This window comes from Alicyclobacillus contaminans DSM 17975 (assembly GCF_000429525.1).
GTDB lineage: Bacteria > Bacillota > Bacilli > Alicyclobacillales > Alicyclobacillaceae > Alicyclobacillus_A > Alicyclobacillus_A contaminans.
In genome coordinates this window covers 33,151-49,519 of sequence record NZ_AUCA01000028.1, presented here as the reverse complement: position 1 = coordinate 49,519, position 16,369 = coordinate 33,151, and the positions used below count along the sequence as shown (strand labels likewise).

The 16,369-nt window shown below is 58.3% G+C and carries 13 protein-coding genes; all 13 read left to right on the top strand.

The features are described 5' to 3' along the window. Positions 1-262, top strand: a 262-nt coding sequence (locus tag G463_RS22350; protein ID WP_211227413.1) for a transposase, incomplete at its 5' end; no start/stop codon positions are given. 998 nt (positions 263-1,260) lie between these two features. After that, complete coding sequence (locus tag G463_RS0111350; protein ID WP_026975255.1) at positions 1,261-1,692, top strand: RrF2 family transcriptional regulator; 432 nt, start codon at positions 1,261-1,263, stop codon at positions 1,690-1,692. Positions 1,693-1,757: 65 nt separating this feature from the next. Beyond that, positions 1,758-2,627, top strand: a complete 870-nt coding sequence (locus G463_RS0111345) for an SDR family oxidoreductase (RefSeq protein WP_026975254.1) — start codon at positions 1,758-1,760, stop codon at positions 2,625-2,627. A 117-nt stretch (positions 2,628-2,744) separates the two neighbouring features. Beyond that, a complete protein-coding gene (locus G463_RS0111340; RefSeq protein WP_026975253.1) occupies positions 2,745-3,005 on the top strand; it encodes a DUF2164 domain-containing protein in 261 nt (86 codons plus the stop codon). Beyond that, positions 2,965-3,489 (top strand): heterocycloanthracin/sonorensin family bacteriocin, encoded by a 525-nt coding sequence (locus G463_RS23920; RefSeq protein ID WP_156900182.1) that lies wholly within the window; start codon positions 2,965-2,967, stop codon positions 3,487-3,489. The genes G463_RS0111340 and G463_RS23920 overlap by 41 nt, the downstream gene beginning before the upstream one ends. A 159-nt stretch (positions 3,490-3,648) precedes the next feature. Next, positions 3,649-5,721 carry a hypothetical protein gene (locus G463_RS0111335; protein WP_051322222.1) on the top strand — a complete coding sequence of 691 codons (2,073 nt, stop codon included), beginning with the start codon at positions 3,649-3,651 and terminating at the stop codon, positions 5,719-5,721. Next, complete coding sequence (locus G463_RS0111330) at positions 5,718-7,697, top strand: TOMM precursor leader peptide-binding protein (RefSeq protein WP_026975251.1); 1,980 nt, start codon at positions 5,718-5,720, stop codon at positions 7,695-7,697. The genes G463_RS0111335 and G463_RS0111330 overlap by 4 nt, the downstream gene beginning before the upstream one ends. Before the next feature lie 64 nt (positions 7,698-7,761). Next, positions 7,762-9,354 (top strand): SagB family peptide dehydrogenase, encoded by a 1,593-nt coding sequence (locus G463_RS0111325; RefSeq protein WP_342663823.1) that lies wholly within the window; start codon positions 7,762-7,764, stop codon positions 9,352-9,354. Positions 9,355-10,071: 717 nt separating this feature from the next. After that, positions 10,072-11,274: a Gfo/Idh/MocA family protein gene (locus G463_RS0111315; RefSeq protein WP_026975249.1), complete on the top strand. Its 1,203-nt coding sequence runs from the start codon at positions 10,072-10,074 to the stop codon at positions 11,272-11,274. A gap of 274 nt (positions 11,275-11,548) precedes the next feature. Then, the gene (locus G463_RS20090; RefSeq protein ID WP_035486988.1) at positions 11,549-12,580 is read left to right on the top strand and encodes a nucleotidyltransferase family protein; all 1,032 of its coding nucleotides are present in this window, start codon (positions 11,549-11,551) and stop codon (positions 12,578-12,580) included. After that, entirely contained in the window at positions 12,577-13,764 is a 1,188-nt protein-coding gene (locus G463_RS0111305; protein WP_026975248.1) for a glycosyltransferase family 4 protein, read from the top strand. Before G463_RS20090 ends, G463_RS0111305 begins: the two co-directional genes overlap by 4 nt. Continuing rightward, positions 13,751-14,848, top strand: coding sequence for a hypothetical protein (locus G463_RS20085; RefSeq protein ID WP_035486985.1), 1,098 nt, complete (start codon positions 13,751-13,753; stop codon positions 14,846-14,848). The genes G463_RS0111305 and G463_RS20085 overlap by 14 nt, the downstream gene beginning before the upstream one ends. Continuing rightward, positions 14,845-16,263 carry a phosphomannomutase/phosphoglucomutase gene (locus tag G463_RS0111295; protein WP_026975247.1) on the top strand — a complete coding sequence of 473 codons (1,419 nt, stop codon included), beginning with the start codon at positions 14,845-14,847 and terminating at the stop codon, positions 16,261-16,263. Before G463_RS20085 ends, G463_RS0111295 begins: the two co-directional genes overlap by 4 nt. The last annotated feature ends 106 nt before the right edge of the window (positions 16,264-16,369 follow it).

Genomic DNA, 16,369 nt, shown 5'->3' with positions numbered 1-16,369 from the left:
AAGAATAAGGCGATTCGAGGTGAGCCACATGACACAGAAGTACGACAAGGAATTCAAACTTCACGCAGTTCAATTGGCTTTGGAGAGTGGGAAACCAGCGAGCCAGGTGGCTCGGGAGCTCGGTATTTCGCAAAAGACGTTGTATGGCTGGGTGGCAAAATACAAGGAGACACTCGATGGCTTCTATGGACAAGACGGCACTTTAGGACAGCCCGTCAGTGGCAATAGCCGCTTCAACAGGAGAGACATCATCGTAAGATGAGTCATCCAGGCTGAAGGGGGTGTAGTTCGTGTACGATGGGGGATGTTTTGGAGGCTTCACCCGATGGGCAGTCGTGTTCTTGATTATTTTCGTGCTGTTCATCCTGCTGATTCCGTATACAGGCGGTTATGCAGGTGGCGGCGCTTATGGCGCAGGTGCCGGAGTCGGAGCGTAGTTGTGATTTGTCTCAACAACTAGATGGAGGTGACCATGCCATGAATTGCCCGCCAATCGTATGTCCGCCCCGCTACTGTGTTCGAGATTGCTACATTCCTCGGATGGTTCCCTATGTCCATCCGATTGTAAACATCAACAGACACGTCATTGTAAATGTGCCTCGGCACTTTTACCAACCCATTACAAGAAACATCGTTGTGGATCCAGGTTGCCCTGGCAGAAGATGCTGGTGACAAGTTAGCTGTTTTGAGGGCACCGGCCGTGGCTGGTGCCCTTGTTATGATTCCGAACAGGTGCAAGATGCCCTGCTTTCAAGTCCAAACTTCCCAAAAAGAAAGGCAGCCTGTTGGCTGCCTCACAGTGGGGTAAGGGTGATCGCAAGTACCTTATCATGATTTTGCACATATTGAAATGCAAAATACCTGGTTACACTGGCACACTCAACCTGTCGGTGCCCCTGCAATCACTGGATGGCCCCGCGAGTCCAGTAAGGCCCTGCAGGGCGTTCGTCGCCCGACGGGGGCGTCAGTCTCACCTCGGATAGGTATTGTTCGTCCACGCGTGCCCGAGCGACGAGCATATCTATGTAGTACGGGGGTGAGTCAGATGCGTCGGATCAGAGTCATCAAGCTATTCTCAGGTCAGAAGTTGTTGATCATCGTGAAAAAGCGTCGCCACAGAGTCTGATGAGCCATCACCGCTGCCGATTTTGGCGGCGGTTACTTTTTGTGAGAGAAGGAAACTTCCTCCTAGCCGTCTGAGAAAAGCGTTTGACAAACTGAAATCAACTTGGTTATAGTCAAAACCATGGAGGGGACAATATGGCAGCGAGTGGATGGTTTTCAATGTCTGTACATGCACTGGCCTTGTTGGCGCAAAATAGAGAAGGTTATTCCAGCAGGTTCATTGCATCCAGTGTGAATACCCATGCCGTTTTCCTCCGTCGAGTCTTGAAGCGTCTCGTGGAAGTCGGCCTCATTGAAACCCGGGAGGGGCGTGATGGAGGATATCGTCTGACAAGGGCGCCAGAAGACATTCGACTGTCCGAGGTCTATCAAACCTTGCAGATGGAGCGGGCATTGGCTCCAAGTCCAGCGGAACCCAATCCGCGGTGCCCTGTGGGGTCGGGCATGCCCACGGTATTTGACGCGATTGCCAACGAAGCGGAACAGGCTATCCTTGAAACGTTGCAACGGTACACGATTGCGGATGTGGCGCAAAGGGCACTGGCCGCCGGAGTTCTCTCGACGTGATCGTTTACCCTTAACTAAAACTGATTTGGTTTCATTTGAACAAATAGGTTTGGAGGAATTCAACGATGAAAATTTTGGTGACCGGTGCGACCGGAAAGCTGGGATCGAAAGTCGTAGAGACACTGTTGAAGTCTGTTCCAGCGAGTCAAATGGCCGTCAGTGTTCGGAACCCCGCCAAAGCGGAGAACCTGCGGGCGAGAGGTGTGGACGTTCGGTATGGGGATTTTGACCATCCCGAAAGCTTGGTGGCTGCGTTCGAGGGGATTGAGCGGTTGTTGATCATTTCTGCGGATGGAGACAACGAAACGAGAATTCGGCAGCACACCGATGCGGTTGCCGCTGCTGAACGGGCACAGGTTCAATTCATCGCGTATACCAGCTTGACCAATGCCATGGACACCACCATGTTCCTCTCGCCACCGCATCGTGCCGCCGAAGAAGCCATTGTAAAGACTGGCATACCGTACGCTATCCTGAGGAACAACTGGTATTTGGAGAACGAGATGGCAAGCATTCAAGCTGTGATGGCCGGCGCACCCTGGGTCACGGCAGCGGGCTCCGGCAAGGTGGGGTGGGCCCTGCGGCAAGACTACGCGGAAGCGGCGGCAGCGGTTCTCACCGGGAGCGGGCACGAGAATGCCATCTACGAACTGTCTGGGCCACTGCTGACTCAGGAAGAACTGGCATCTGTGGTGGGCAAGGTATTGGGTAAGGAAGTCCCTGTGCAACAGGTCGATGACGATACGTATGCGGACATCATGAAGAGAGCGGGCGTTCCCGACGCGGTGGTTCCCTTTCTCGTAAACATTCAACAGGGAATTCGGGCGGGGGCGTTGGAGGTCGAGAGCCGGGATTTTGAAAAGGTGCTCGGTCGTCCTCTGACTCCGATTGATCAGGCCCTTCGTCAATTGTTGGGTGAACTTCAAACGAAATAACAGGCTCATTCACCGTGCACACCGACCTTTGTCACGATGACGAAGGTCGGTTTTTCATCTTGATTGAAATGGGAGAGAATGTTCTAATCACGTTATCTGAATCTGGGAGGCGAAAACGTGGTTATTTTGAAGATACCTCGTGAACACAAGCAACAATTGATAGACAACATAAGGACTTACTTTGAAGTGGAACGGTCGGAGTCCATTGGAGAGTTGGCCGCCAGCAATTTGTTGGACTTCATGATGGAACAACTGGGGCCAATCATCTACAATCAGGCGATTCGCGACGCTCGTGCTGTGGTCTTGCAGCAGATGGAACGGATGGACGAGGAGCTGGATGTGCTCGAGCAGCCAAGGACATTGCCGAAGCGCCAGTAGGCTGCCTGTCGAACGGCTTTGCATCTGCGGATCCGGCTCACTCTGCGCTGACTCCCCCCGGCCCGATGCTTCGGGCAGCCACCATCGCTCCATCCCCATGCTGCTCTCATTCTCCATGGTTTCGTCTATCCAGCGCATTCGCGTCCTTGCATCACCACGTAAATTTGGGCATCGCGGGCGGACAATGACCGTGGCCGAATGTTTTGCGGGTGGCATACGTTGGTCCAGGTCATTGCATGGAGGTGAGAGCATGGAGGACTTTAAAAAAGTCATTCGCAACCTAAACATGGATGATTTCAAGGCTGGCGATTTGACACCCGATGAGGAGCGCGGACCACACGATGCCGTCCAAGCCCAATTCTTCGGCTGTGCGGGATGCGCCCGATGTTTTCGCTGTTTCGGGTGCTTCGGGTGTGTGGGTTGCTTTGCTTGTGCCCGGTGTTTCCGCTGCGCAGGTTGTGGCCGCTGTGGAGGCTGCTTCTAAATCGTCTGCGGTAGTGCGGCGGATCCGTCGGCCCGCCTGACCGATGGTGGGCTGCCCTTGCCGCCTTGTCACAGATACCCCTTCGCGAGTCCGGTGCGGCGGCGAAGGGGGTTTTTTGCGCCATGGAACAAGCATTGTGCATAGGATGGGAGCACGGGAATGATCCTGCCAAAACAGCCAGCCGCGGCGACGGGAGGGAACGTGGCGATGCTCGATGCTTCAATGCGCCCGAAGGTGAACCTGGACACGCATTTCTTTCTCGATCCGGACTCAGGCGTCTACTTTCGCAATAATGAAGGCTCGTTTCGCATGGAAGGGCGAAGCATCCATCAGTGGATAGAACAACTGCTGCCCGCTTTCGATGGGCAGACAACGCTGGGCGAATTGACCGACGGCCTACCGGACGAGTATCGGCAGCGCGTCTATCAAATTACCGAAATTCTGTATCAAAACGGATTTCTTCGGGATGTCAGCACGGATTTTCCGCACACGCTGACTGCCGATATCATCGCAGCGTATCAGGACCAGGTGGCATTTCTTGACCACGTCGGCGGGTCTGGCGCTCATCGGTTTGAACGTTATCGACAGAGCCGCGTACTGGCGGTGGGCGAAGGTTCGATGTTTCTATCCCTCGTTCATGCACTGCTGGAGTCCGGGCTTCCGAAGTTTCATGTCCTGGCTCCCACATTGGCCGCGGAGGAGCGGCAGCGCCTGCACAACTTGGCCGAACACGCCCGCAAGTTGGATCCGGACGTGGATGTCGTGGAGATGGCCGTGGACGCATCGGGGTTCGGTGATTGGCAGGATGTGGTGAAGGGATTTGACGCGGTTCTGTATGTCTCGGAATCGGGAGACATGGTGACTTTGCAACAGTTGGAGGCGGCTTGCCGCCATCACCGTGCGCTGCTGCTCCCGGCGCTTTGCGCGGCGCCGCTGGGGATGGCAGGCCCGCTCATTCACCCGGGCGATGCGGGGGGCCTTGCCGCATATTGGCGGCGCCTGCACCGGTCACTGTTTGAAGGGGATGGAAATGTCCACGGTGTTTCCGTTACTGCCGGAGCCGTTCTGGCCAACGTTGTGGTGTTTGAACTCCTGAAAGCGACCACCGGTCTGGTGAAACCAACGGAGCAGCATCCGTTCTTTGTGCTGAACCTCGACACGCTGGAAGGTGCCTGGCATGTCGCGCCACCGCATCCGCTGCCTACGGGGCAGGAGAATATACAGCGCCTGGAAACTTGGGAACCGGACTTGGATATGGGGACATACGAAAACCGCTCGACTGCGAATGGCGACAGCGACAGTCGCGGCGAGCAACTGCTCGGTTGGTTCCAGTCGCTGACCTCGCCGGTGTGCGGGATTTTTCACGTGTGGGACGAAGGGGATCTCCCGCAGCTGCCCCTCGCGTTGTGTCGGGTTCAGCCGGTCAATCCGCTGTCGGAAGGGCCCGCGACGCTGCTTCCCGAGGTGGTGTGCGCTGGTCTCACGCACGAGGCTGCACGGCGAGCCGCGGGGTTGATTGGAATTGAGCAGTATGTGTTGCGACTGCTCACCGGCGTGTGGCCGCCGCCAGGGTGTGCGGCGACGGAAACCACGGGCGGCGGTCCGTCGTTCACGGGCGTGGGCGCCGGCGAGACAGTGATTGAAGGCATCGTCCGTGCCCTTCAGCAGAGTTTGACGCAGGTGCTGAAGGTACAGTTGCAGTCTGCGCCCGCACCGTCCGGCGAACGCATCGCGCCGCGCTGTCCGGTGCAAGCGGTGCCGGCGGACGCGGTGCGCGACGAAACCTGTCAACGGTTGCTGCAGGCGCTTCGCGTTCTGGATGGCGATGTGCAGTTGGCGTTGGGAGAGGCGGTGTATGGATTTCCTGTGATGTGGGTCGCATCAAAACGGGGATGGTTCGGAAGTGTGGGATTCTGCCGAGCCTCCGCGCTGCGGCGTGCGCTGGAGCGTTCGTTGACGTGGGCGATGACAGACGGTGGCGGGCGGATACCCGCGGTGCCAGGGATAACGCTCAAATGGAATGAGCTTTGTTTGGAATCCGGTGATATGGCCGAAGTGCCCATCGTTCCGGCGGCGGACGAAGATGCTGCGGCAATCCTTGACCGCGCGCGAAGACAACTGAACCAGCGGGGGATACGGATGGATGTATACGACCTGTCCGTCGATCCGTTTGTCAAGGATGGGCTGGCCGGCGTGTTCGGCGTCCAGCTGTGCGAGGGGGAGCGCGCATGACCAAGACCATTTGGCTGGTGGGAGATGGGATGCTGGCGGATATTGTGGCGACCACACTGGCCGACGGTTGCCGCGTTGTCCGCAGCCCAGCGGCCGGCCTGACAGGCCCTTCCATCGGCGACGGAAGGGTGGTTTCGGCGGACGCTGTGGACATGGTCATCGTGGCGCGCGACATCTGGGACCCGGCGGCGGATGCGGCAGCCGACCGCGTATTTCGGCATGCATCACAACCTTGGCTGCGCTGTTGCCTGTCCTTTGGCAGGGGGGTGATTGGCCCATGGGTTCATCCGTCCGTGTCGGGTTGTGCGCAGTGTGCCGATTGGCGGCGGATCCTTTGCATGCCGGATCGGCGTGATCTGGCTCGGCTTCTGGAGGCCCGGTCAACATCCTCACCGGTGCTCAATCCGTGGGCGACCCGGCCAGGGCTGTTGATCATGGCTTGTCTGATCAGAGACGAAGTGCTGCGGGAACTGCGCGGCGAGACACCGCGAACAGCCGGGCATCTCTACCTGGTGCATCTGAGAACGCTGGATATCTCGCGCCATGCGTTCCTGCCCAATCCACAGTGTCCTTCGTGCGGAGAGATTCCGGATGACTCGGCGGAACTGGCCACGGTGGTGCTGCGGCCGAGTCCGAAGGTTCACCCGTCGTCATACCGTTGTCGTCCGCTGAGCGAGTTGAAAACCGTGCTCGAGCGCGACTATCTGGACTCACAAACCGGGTTGCTGAATGCGAAGGTGGTCGATTTGGCGACGCCTTTCGCCAACGTCAGCGTGAACTTGCCGCTGTGGCAGGGCGATGAAGGCACCGCGGGTCGGAGTTTGTCCTTTGCGGAGAGTGAATTGACGGCCATCCTCGAAGGACTGGAGCGTTACTGCGGTCTCACGCCGCGCGGAAAGCGGACCGTGGTGTGTGACAGCTACCGAAATCTGGCCGAATTCGCCCTGAATCCGGTCTCAGTGGGCGTTCACGCGCCGGTTCAGTACGAGCGGCCTGACTTTCCGTTTCAGCCGTTTCAGCCAGATCAGCCGATGCGCTGGGTGTGGGGGTATTCGTTCCGACAGCGCCGTCCCCTTCTGGTGCCCGAACTGCTCGCCTACTACAGCCTCGGCGGAGAAGGCGGCTACGTGTATGAAACGTCGAACGGCTGTGCGCTCGGCGGAACGCTGGAGGAAGCGATCTTTCACGGGATATTGGAGATTGTGGAACGGGATGCGTTTCTATTGACGTGGTATGCCCAGTTGCCCGCGCCGGCGTTGAACCTTGAGAAAACTAAAGATGTGACGCTGCGGTGGATGGTGGATCACGTTCAGGCCGATCTCGGCTACCGATTGCACGCCTACGACATCACGATGGAGCACGGGATTCCGAGCGTTTGGGTCATGGCGAAGAACACGCGCCAGAAAGGGCCCCACCTGATTTGTGCGGCGGGCGCGCATGTGAGCCCGGTCCGCGCCGTGAAATCCGCCATTCATGAGTTGGTCGGCATGATGCCGATGCTGGACGCGGAATACGACGCCCGGCGCGCGGCGGCGCTCCGGATGCTGGAGGATCCGTTTCAAGTCCGGCGGATGGAGGACCACTCCACACTCTACAGTCTGCCGGAGACAGAACTGCGGTTTCAGTTCCTGTTCAGTCAGGACGGCAGCGCCAAGCCTTTGGCGGAGGCTTTCATGTCGCAGAACCATGGGCAGCCTCACACGGATCTGACCGAGGACCTGAAAGGGATGTTGCAGCGATTTTTCGACTGCGGCCTCGATGTGATTGTGGTGGATCAGACTTCGCCCGAAATTCGGCGCAACGGATTATTCTGTGTGAAAGTGCTGATTCCGGGCATGCTCCCGATGACATTCGGCTATCATCTGACACGCCTCGAGGGATTGGACCGCGTTCTCCGCATACCGATGCAGCTCGGCTACGCGAATGCACCGCTGTCATCCGAGCAGTTGAATCCTCATCCACATCCTTTTCCGTGATGGATGACCGGGAACCGTCTGCTGCTTGCCAGATGGGAGTCAAAGACAGGGAGCGTGTAAATGCATGGCAGATATGAATCTGGAGACGTTTGTGCACCACTTGCATTTTGATGTGGATCAACTCTATCCGTCCGACTGGGAGGTCAACTGGGCGGATGCGCCGCTCCCATATAAACTGTATCGCGGCCAACTCGAAATTCCGCTGTCCGGACACCTTCCGTTGACGTTGCTCTCCCGTGAAGCACCCGTTGAGCCGAATCTCGCCACCATCGGCCACTTTCTGTGGTTGGCGTATGGGCTCGGGCAGCTGAGTCAAACGTTCCTGCCCTCCACCCAGCCGCCGATGTTCCATCATGCATACCGACGGTTTCCGCCGTCCGGCGGCGCGTTGTATCCGAGCGAACTGTACGTGTATCTGAAAATGGATGAAATCCCTTCCGGCGTTTACCACTACAACGCCGCGCATCACCGGCTGGTCTTGCTGAGGGAGGGAAATTTCGACGCGTACCTGGGCCGCTCGCTTATCCATCCTTGTGATATTTCACGGTGTTTCGGCGCTCTCTTCGTATCGACCGTGTTCTGGAAAAACTTCTTCAAATACAACCAATTCGCCTATCGATTGCAGGGGATGGATGCCGGCGCAGCCATTGGGCAGGCGCTGGAGGTCGCTGAGCGATTCGGCCTGGAAACCACTGTCTGCTTTCAGTTTTTGGACCGGGCCGTCCACCACCTGCTCGGTTTGGAGGAATCCCAGGAGAACGTGTATGCGGTGCTGCCGTTGTCCACGCACCCGACAACCACCTGGTTTCATCCATTGGCCACGGAAGACCGCCCGGAGATTTGCGATGGAGATCTGTGTCGGGAACTGGAGCCCCTGCAAACCGCGCAATTCATCAAGTCGCGGACCATCCTGCCGTATCCTTCGCTTTTGGAGATGCAACGCGCTTCGGGGTTAGCGTCCCATGGTCAGGCGCCCACCATCCGCTGGCCGGTGGGCGCAGTCCCGTCCGACCACGATGGTGCGGCGCGCTGGAAGCTCCCGCCGGCAGAGTGTCCCTCGTACGACCTGTTGGCGGTGTGTCGTCGTCGGTACTCACCAGGTATGGATTTTGCATGGTGCCCGTTGGACGCGCGAAAACTCTCGTCTCTTTTGTGGAACGCCGCCTCAACGTCTTACAAGACGGACATATACCATCCGGATGGTCGTCTGCCGTCGGGCTTTGAGTGGTACGCTGTGGTTCACGGCGTGAAAGGCGTGCCGGACGGTGCGTACGCATATGGTGCCGAACCGCACGTCCTCACCCTGATTGCCCCCGGAGATCATCGGTTGTTCCTGCAGCAGAGCATGACGATGCACACCGTTAATCTGAGTGAGGTTCCCATCTGTTTACATCTCGGGGGTGACCGTCACCACTGGATTCGGGAACTCGGTGTTCGAGGCTATCGCATTCAACAAATGGTTGCCGGCATGCTCACCCAACGGCTGCTGCTCAGCGCAGCTGCGTTGGGCATGAATGGGCACCCACTGCTCGGGTTTGACTCGGCGGCGTGCGACCATCTGTATCAACTCGGCAGTCGCGGACAGACCAGTCTGGTTCAAATTCCCGTCGGACATACCCGAGCGGGCACGCGCTGGACGGGAAGTCTCCACAGTTGATGTTCCGCTGCCGCGAAGATTATCCTCGTGAGTATTTGAAATCGATGTGTCCGTCACCATTCGACAAATTCCGCTCCCTGCCCTGTGGTATCATACCTCGTCGTAATGACAAGAGACAGAGATGCGGATGTTGGAGTGGATGACGTGTTCGGGTGTGGATGGTCATGGTCACATCTGTCCGAGGAGGAGTACCTCGAGATTCGCCTACGTGAAGCCGGTGTATCTGATGAAATCATCGCAGCCCTGAAGACCGAATTGTTTCGCAACAAGGAGGTTAAGGGCAATGTCCACGGATATGCTTCGTGATTCGACGCGGTCTGTCGGTGATATGGTGATGTGCATTCAATCCCTTCAATCATTGGGCGGTCGAGAGACTCGCCCATTTTCTTTCCATGGTTTATGCCATTTGGCCCCCTCTGAAGAGGGCGGATCAAGAACTCTTATAGGTGGATTACGCAAATTCTTTACATTTGGGTTGTACACTCATGGATGAAGGGTTGTCCATGTCGCTGGTTCCGGCGGAGCCAGCCGATGGTGCTCTCCATGATCTCCTTTCCATAGCGCTCACGCGAGGTGAGCGCGTCTTTTTTTGAGCGAAAGGAGAGAGAAACAGGATGAACGGGTTTGGGGTTCAGTCCACGCTCGATACAATAGAGACGGATGAACAAGAATCTCGGCCGGTGGCTATCCGGCCTGCGAGGGTTGGAGGGAGTTGACATGGAGTTCCGAGCACAGCCGATGCGAATCGGAATTGCTGGAGCCGGGGCGTTTGCGAAGTTTCTCGCGGCATCCCTCGGACATGTACCGGAATGCCAACTCGTGGCTGTCGCAGGGAGAAGTCCGGACAAACGGCGAGCTGTGATCCAGGCGTGGCGGCAAGCGCGAGCCGATGCGGTGGATGTGTCCACGTACGACGATGCAAGGGAACTCGTGCACGCGGATGCGGTGGATGCCGTGCTGGTGTGCACGCCGCCGAACCTGCACGCAGAATTGGCGCGGGCGTATTTGGAATCGGGAAAACACGTGCTGTTGGAGAAACCGGGAGCATTGCGGGCCAGTCATCTGTCGGACATAGCCAGGATGGCTCAGCGTCACCAGCGCGCAGTGACGGTCAACCTTGTCATGCCGCACAGTTCACTCATGCAGGCGGTCGAACGGCTGCTGGAAGTAGAAGCACTGGGGCCAGTGGATGCCGCGAGCATGCATAATCAGGTTCATCGTGTGGCCGACGGGCACTGGTTTTGGAACGCGGAACAGAGTGGCGGCATCTGGATTGAACACGGTGTTCACTTCTTCGAGGTGGGCCGGCGTTGGTTCGGTACGCCGGTGTATTGGCAGTCTGGGACGACCCCCACTGAATTGGGGAGCGCATCGTCCATGGCCAGTGTACCGCCTCGCGTGTGGGCCACGGTGTGGCACCGGCGAGGGCATCATACCGTTCCGGTCCACTATTACCACGGATTCATTCGTCCCGAGGAAGCGGCGGAGTTCACGCGCTGGGAGATTGTCTGCCGCTATGGGCGAATTGGTGTGCAGGGCTGGGTTCCCATGCAATTGGATGTGGAAGGGATGGTCCCTGCGGATTGGGTTGAACCTCTCGGCGAGCTGTTGGACGCCGTTCCAACGGATGGTGCACCCGAGGGCGCTGACCGCTTCGAGCAGGTGGCCGCTGGACTGACGGAGGTCGCCGCAATGATGCCAGGGGCTGGCGAACATTCACGGGGAAAGCGGGTGCTGTTTCGGAGGACCATCGCACTGCGCAACCGGACGGCAGAGTACCAAAACTGCGTGCGCGCGCGTTTTCTCGATTTGTACAGAGCTGCTGTTCATCCCGGGCATCGCCCGCGCGTGACCATGGAGGACGCAGTGGCTGATTTGGCTCTGGCGGAGGCATGTACCCAATCCGTCGTGGTGCATTGATAGAATGGGCATCACGTCCAATCCTCCGGCCAACGTGCGATGCAGTCGTTAAAAGGGGGATTGGACGTCCATTGTCGCCAGACTTGCAATGAAAATATCATTCACATATACTCATTAGCAGCCACCTCTTTAGAGTGCTAATACGCGATGCGCTGTCCCGGGACCCACGCTCTGCGGGGACTCTGTCAGAGGCGAGTCTTCTCGTGTTATCAGCATCTTTCATGAATCGTTTTCTGTTGGATCTGGCCAAAACTTGACCAATGGGGGATGAGAAATGAAGGCATTGTTGTTAGCAGGAGGACTGGGAACACGTCTGCGTCCACTCACGGAAAACCTCCCAAAACCCATGACACCCGTTTTCAACCGGCCGTGGTTGGAACACCTGATTCTCCACCTCAAGGAACAGGGTATTTCCGAGTTTGTGCTGGCTGTTCAGTATCAGGCGAACAAGGTTCAGTCCCATTTCGGAGACGGGCGAAGGCTTGGCGTTCGCATTGAATACGCCGTGGAACAGGAACTGCTCGGTACGGCCGGGGCCATCAAGAACGCTGAACCGCTGCTTGGAGAACGGTTCCTCGTATTCAATGCGGATATCATCCATCACATCGACCTGATTCCCCTGCTGGAGTTTCATCGTCGCCATGGCGGATGGGTCACCATCGGTCTCACGGAAGTGGAAGATCCGACGCAGTACGGTGTTGTGGAACAGACCCCCTCTGGGAAAATTGTGCGATTTGTAGAAAAACCGCGCCTTGAAGAGGCGCCCTCCCGTTGCATCAACGCGGGCATCTACGTCATGGAGAAGGAGGCGTTGCAGAGTATTCCGAATCATCGAGCAACCTCCATCGAGAGAGAGACATTCCCCGCATTGATTCAACAAGGTGCTGGCGTGTACGGCGCTCGCGTGCGCGGATATTGGATGGACATGGGAACCGTGGAGCGTTACTTGCAACTGCACCGCGATATATTGGACGGACGCTGCCCATTGCCAGCTCCTGTGCCCAAGGCGGGACAGGGCGTTTGGCTCGGTGCGGTTCAGATGTCTGCGGGAGTGCAGTTGATTCCGCCGGTGATGGTGGACGATGGCGCCATCTTGGAAAGCGGGGCTGTGGTTGGACCGTATGCCGTGGTCGGTAAAGGTGCCGTGATTGGCGTCGGGTGTACGGTATCCCATACGGTGGTGTGGGACAATACGCGCGTGGAAGCTGGTGCCAAGTTGTCGGGTACTGTGGTGAGTCCTCGGTTCACCACGAAGGTAGAAATTCCGCACACTGTATCGGCGATGGAGGCGGTGATGCAACGATGACGCGGGTTGTCTATGTGAGCACGTATGTTCCCAAAAAATGCGGATTGGCTACATATACGCATCATCTCCGGCAAAGCGTCCAACGGGCCGCTGCGGGGACGGATTTGCGCGATGGCGTGGTGGCCATGGTGGATTCGAACGAGGATATCAAGCGGTATGATGAATCGATTTGGTTCATTCGCCGCGACCAGTTGGCCGACTACGAGCGCGTCGCGAAGCGGATCAACCAGAGTTCCGTGGATGTGGTGTCTCTGCAGCATGAGTTCGGGATTTTCGGAGGTACGGCAGGAGAACACATTCTGGCGTTTGCGCGCGCCCTGGAAAAGCCGCTGGTGACCACATTCCACACGGTGTTTGAACGACCGGCATCGCCGTATCGCGAGATTCAGCGCGCGCTCATTCAACAGAGCGCACATATCACTGTCATGAATCGCCGGGCTGTCCAATATCTCAGGGACGCTTTCGGGGTGTCCACGGATCGGATTTCATACATTCCGCACGGCACGCCAGGTCCCTCGGCCAAACCTCGGAGCGAGCTGAGAACAGCGCTGGGCTGGCAGGGTCGGCGCGTCATCCTCACGTTCGGCCTGCTCGGGCCGAGCAAAGGCATTGAGTCCATTCTGGAGGTGCTTCCGGATGTGGTGGCGAAGGTGCCGGACGTGCTCTACGTGATTGCCGGCCAGACGCACCCGGAGATCCTGAAGCACAGTGGCGAGGCGTATCGAGAGCGTCTGCAGCAGATGGTGGAAGAACGGAATCTGTCCCAACACGTGCAGATGGTCAATCGTTACATGAGTGAATCGGACGTGATGGACTATGTCTCGGCGTGTGATCTGTACATCACGCCTTATCCGGGCATGGAGCAAATCACCAGCGGCACGCTCGCTTACGCGGTAGGGGCGGGGTGCCCTGTACTGAGCACACCCTACGCATATGCCCGCGACGTGTTGCGAAACTTGGAATCTTTGCTCATTCCATACGGAAACAGGGAACAGTGGTCACGTAGCATTTGTCGAATGCTCACAGATGAGGCTGTCCAGGAGCAGTATCGCCGCCAGATTGCCGAAATCGGTCGAGGGATGCAGTGGACCGGCGTCGGCGCTGAACACCTGGCGTTGTTCCGCCGCTTGGCTGCGGTGAAGCGCGTGAAGGAAGGGAGCGAGGCGTTCATTGCTTCCCGTTAAACTCCATCACCTGCAGCGGTTGACCGACGACACGGGTCTGCTGGAACACTGCTTCGGCAAGGTGCCGAGGCGCAAGGAAGGCTACTCCACCGATGACAACGCGCGCGCGCTGTGGGCTTGCATGGAATGGCTGCGCTACGCGCGCGCCGCGGGGGAGGACGCGGAGATTTCGGTGCTCATGGACCTGGCCGACCGCTACCTGGCCTTTCTGATGTGGGTTCAGGACGAGGCGGGATGGTTTCACAACAACGTGCGCTTCGACCGTTCCTTCGAACCTGAGGAGCGTTCGGACGATTGTCAGGGCCGGTCGTTGTGGGCGCTGGCTGTTACGGCGGTTATGCATCCGGACGAATCGCGGGCGGAACCCGCCCGGGCGATGTGCCGACAGGGCTTTCGCGTCGCAGAGGAACTCCGTTTTCCACGCGGGTTGGCGCACACCCTGGCGGCTGCGTGCGCACTCTTGTTGGGAACGGAGACGATGGTGGACCATCATGCGTTTCGCACCTGGGTGCAGGAAGAATTGCGTCCGTTGGCCCTGCGCATCACGGAACAGCTCTGTCAGTCGTACGAGACGCACCGACAGCCGGAGTGGCGTTGGTTTGAAGCCCGCATGACGTATGGCAACGGTGTGCTGCCGTGGTCTTTGTACTGGGCGCACCAGACGCTCGGCCACACGCGGGCGCTGGCGATTGCGGAAGACGCACTGGCCTTTCTCGTGGAGCGGATGACTTCTGAGAAAGGGTGCCTTCGACCCATCGGCAATCGATCGTGGGCGACTCCGGAACAAACCAGCGCGTGGGATCAGCAGCCTCTGGAGATGATGAAGTTGGCGCTGGCCTGCGCGAAGGCATGGGAGGTCACGCGGAACGATGAGTACTGCTCGTTGCTGGAGCGGTGTGTTCGCTGGTTCGAGGGCGACAACGATTTGGGTGTGCCGGTGGCCGATGTGAAAGACGGCGGCTGCTGCGACGGGTTGCGCGAAGACGGTCTCAACCAAAATCAGGGCGCGGAGTCGACGCTGTCGTACTTGCTGACACAGGCCATTTATCACAATGCACGTCACGGAGGAGGTAGGTACGAATGACAACCATCTCAACCATGGAGAGCACGGGGCTGCCTGAACATGTGTTCCGGGAATACGACATTCGCGGCGTGGCGGGGACGGAGATTGATGAGCGCTTCGCCTATTTGCTCGGCCGCGCGCTGGCACGGCGACTGCGGCAGTTGGGGCGTACGCAAGCGGTGGTGGGCCACGACAACCGCAGCTCTTCGCCGGCGCTGCATCGCGCGGTCGCGGCGGGTCTGACATCCCTGGATTTGGAGGTTAAGGACATTGGCGAAGTGACAACGCCCGTTTTCTACTACAGCCTGGAAGCGCTCGCCATTCCTGACGGCGTGATGGTGACCGCCAGCCACAATCCCCCCGAGGAGAACGGGTTCAAAATTGCCATGGACAAGACCACGATTTACGGCGATGCCGTGCGCAGCCTGCGCCGAGAGATGGAGGCCGAGCGCGCCAACCTGCCAGAGTCGCTGGACAGTGTGCCATCATCCGGAGTGTCGGTCGATATCAAACCTCGTTATTTGCAGATGCTCCAAGACAAAATCCAGCTCGGGCCCAGGCGCCTGAAAGTCGTGGTGGACTGCGGCAACGGCACTGCGTCCAACTTCGCGCCGGAAGCGTTGGTTCGGTGGGGGTGCGAGGTGATTCCGTTGTACTGCGACTCCGATCCCACCTTCCCCAACCACCATCCGGATCCGGTCGATCCGGCCAACCTCACGGACCTGATTGCCGCCGTCCGGCAACACGGCGCGGATTTGGGCATCGCGTTCGACGGCGACGGCGACCGACTGGGCGTGGTCGATGAATCCGGGCAGATTCGCTGGGGAGATCAGTTGATGATTCTCTATTGGCGTGAGATCCTGCCCAAGCATCCCGGCTGCGAGGCGTTGGTGGAAGTGAAGTGTTCGCAGGCGCTCATCGACGAGATTGAAAGATTGGGTGGCAAACCGCGGTTCCACCGTACGGGGCATTCGCACATCAAGGCAACTTTGCGTGCCACCCAGGCGCCGTTCACCGGCGAGATGTCGGGGCACCTGTTCTTCAACGACGAGTACTTCGGATACGATGATGCGCTATACGCGGCGGGACGACTGTTGCGCATCCTGTCACAGACGTCGGACTCCCTGTCGGCGCTGTTTGCGGATGTGCCGAAGTACCATGCGACACCGGAAACGCGCGTGCCGTGTCCGGAAACGGAGAAGCAGGCCATCATTCAAGCAGTGACCACGCATTTTGAGAAGACGCATCCGGTCGTGACGGTGGACGGCGCGAGAGTGCAGTTCCCGCAGGGGTGGGCTTTGGTAAGAAGCTCCAATACCCAACCCATCCTCGTCCTGCGCGCCGAAGCCAACCACCCTGAGGCGCTCGCGGACATCAAACAGCAAGTTGAACAGGTGCTTCGGGATTGTGGGTTGCAGGATTCGATTCACTGGTGAGTGGCATGGGAAAGCCGCCGAGCCCGCGAGTGCGGGTCGGCGGCTTTATTCATGGTGGACATCAGGGGCTCGTGATCGACGTTTTGCTCATACGCTTTTGCTTTAC

Coding starts and splice junctions, on each gene's coding strand:
- G463_RS0111335 (WP_051322222.1), top strand. CDS start 3,649: ATGATCCTGCCAAAACAGCCAGCCGCGGCGACGGGAGGGAACGTGGCG.
- G463_RS0111350 (WP_026975255.1), top strand. CDS start 1,261: ATGGCAGCGAGTGGATGGTTTTCAATGTCTGTACATGCACTGGCCTTG.
- G463_RS0111295 (WP_026975247.1), top strand. CDS start 14,845: ATGACAACCATCTCAACCATGGAGAGCACGGGGCTGCCTGAACATGTG.
- G463_RS0111345 (WP_026975254.1), top strand. CDS start 1,758: ATGAAAATTTTGGTGACCGGTGCGACCGGAAAGCTGGGATCGAAAGTC.
- G463_RS0111330 (WP_026975251.1), top strand. CDS start 5,718: ATGACCAAGACCATTTGGCTGGTGGGAGATGGGATGCTGGCGGATATT.
- G463_RS0111305 (WP_026975248.1), top strand. CDS start 12,577: ATGACGCGGGTTGTCTATGTGAGCACGTATGTTCCCAAAAAATGCGGA.
- G463_RS23920 (WP_156900182.1), top strand. CDS start 2,965: ATGTGCTCGAGCAGCCAAGGACATTGCCGAAGCGCCAGTAGGCTGCCT.
- G463_RS20090 (WP_035486988.1), top strand. CDS start 11,549: ATGAAGGCATTGTTGTTAGCAGGAGGACTGGGAACACGTCTGCGTCCA.
- G463_RS0111315 (WP_026975249.1), top strand. CDS start 10,072: ATGGAGTTCCGAGCACAGCCGATGCGAATCGGAATTGCTGGAGCCGGG.
- G463_RS0111325 (WP_342663823.1), top strand. CDS start 7,762: ATGGCAGATATGAATCTGGAGACGTTTGTGCACCACTTGCATTTTGAT.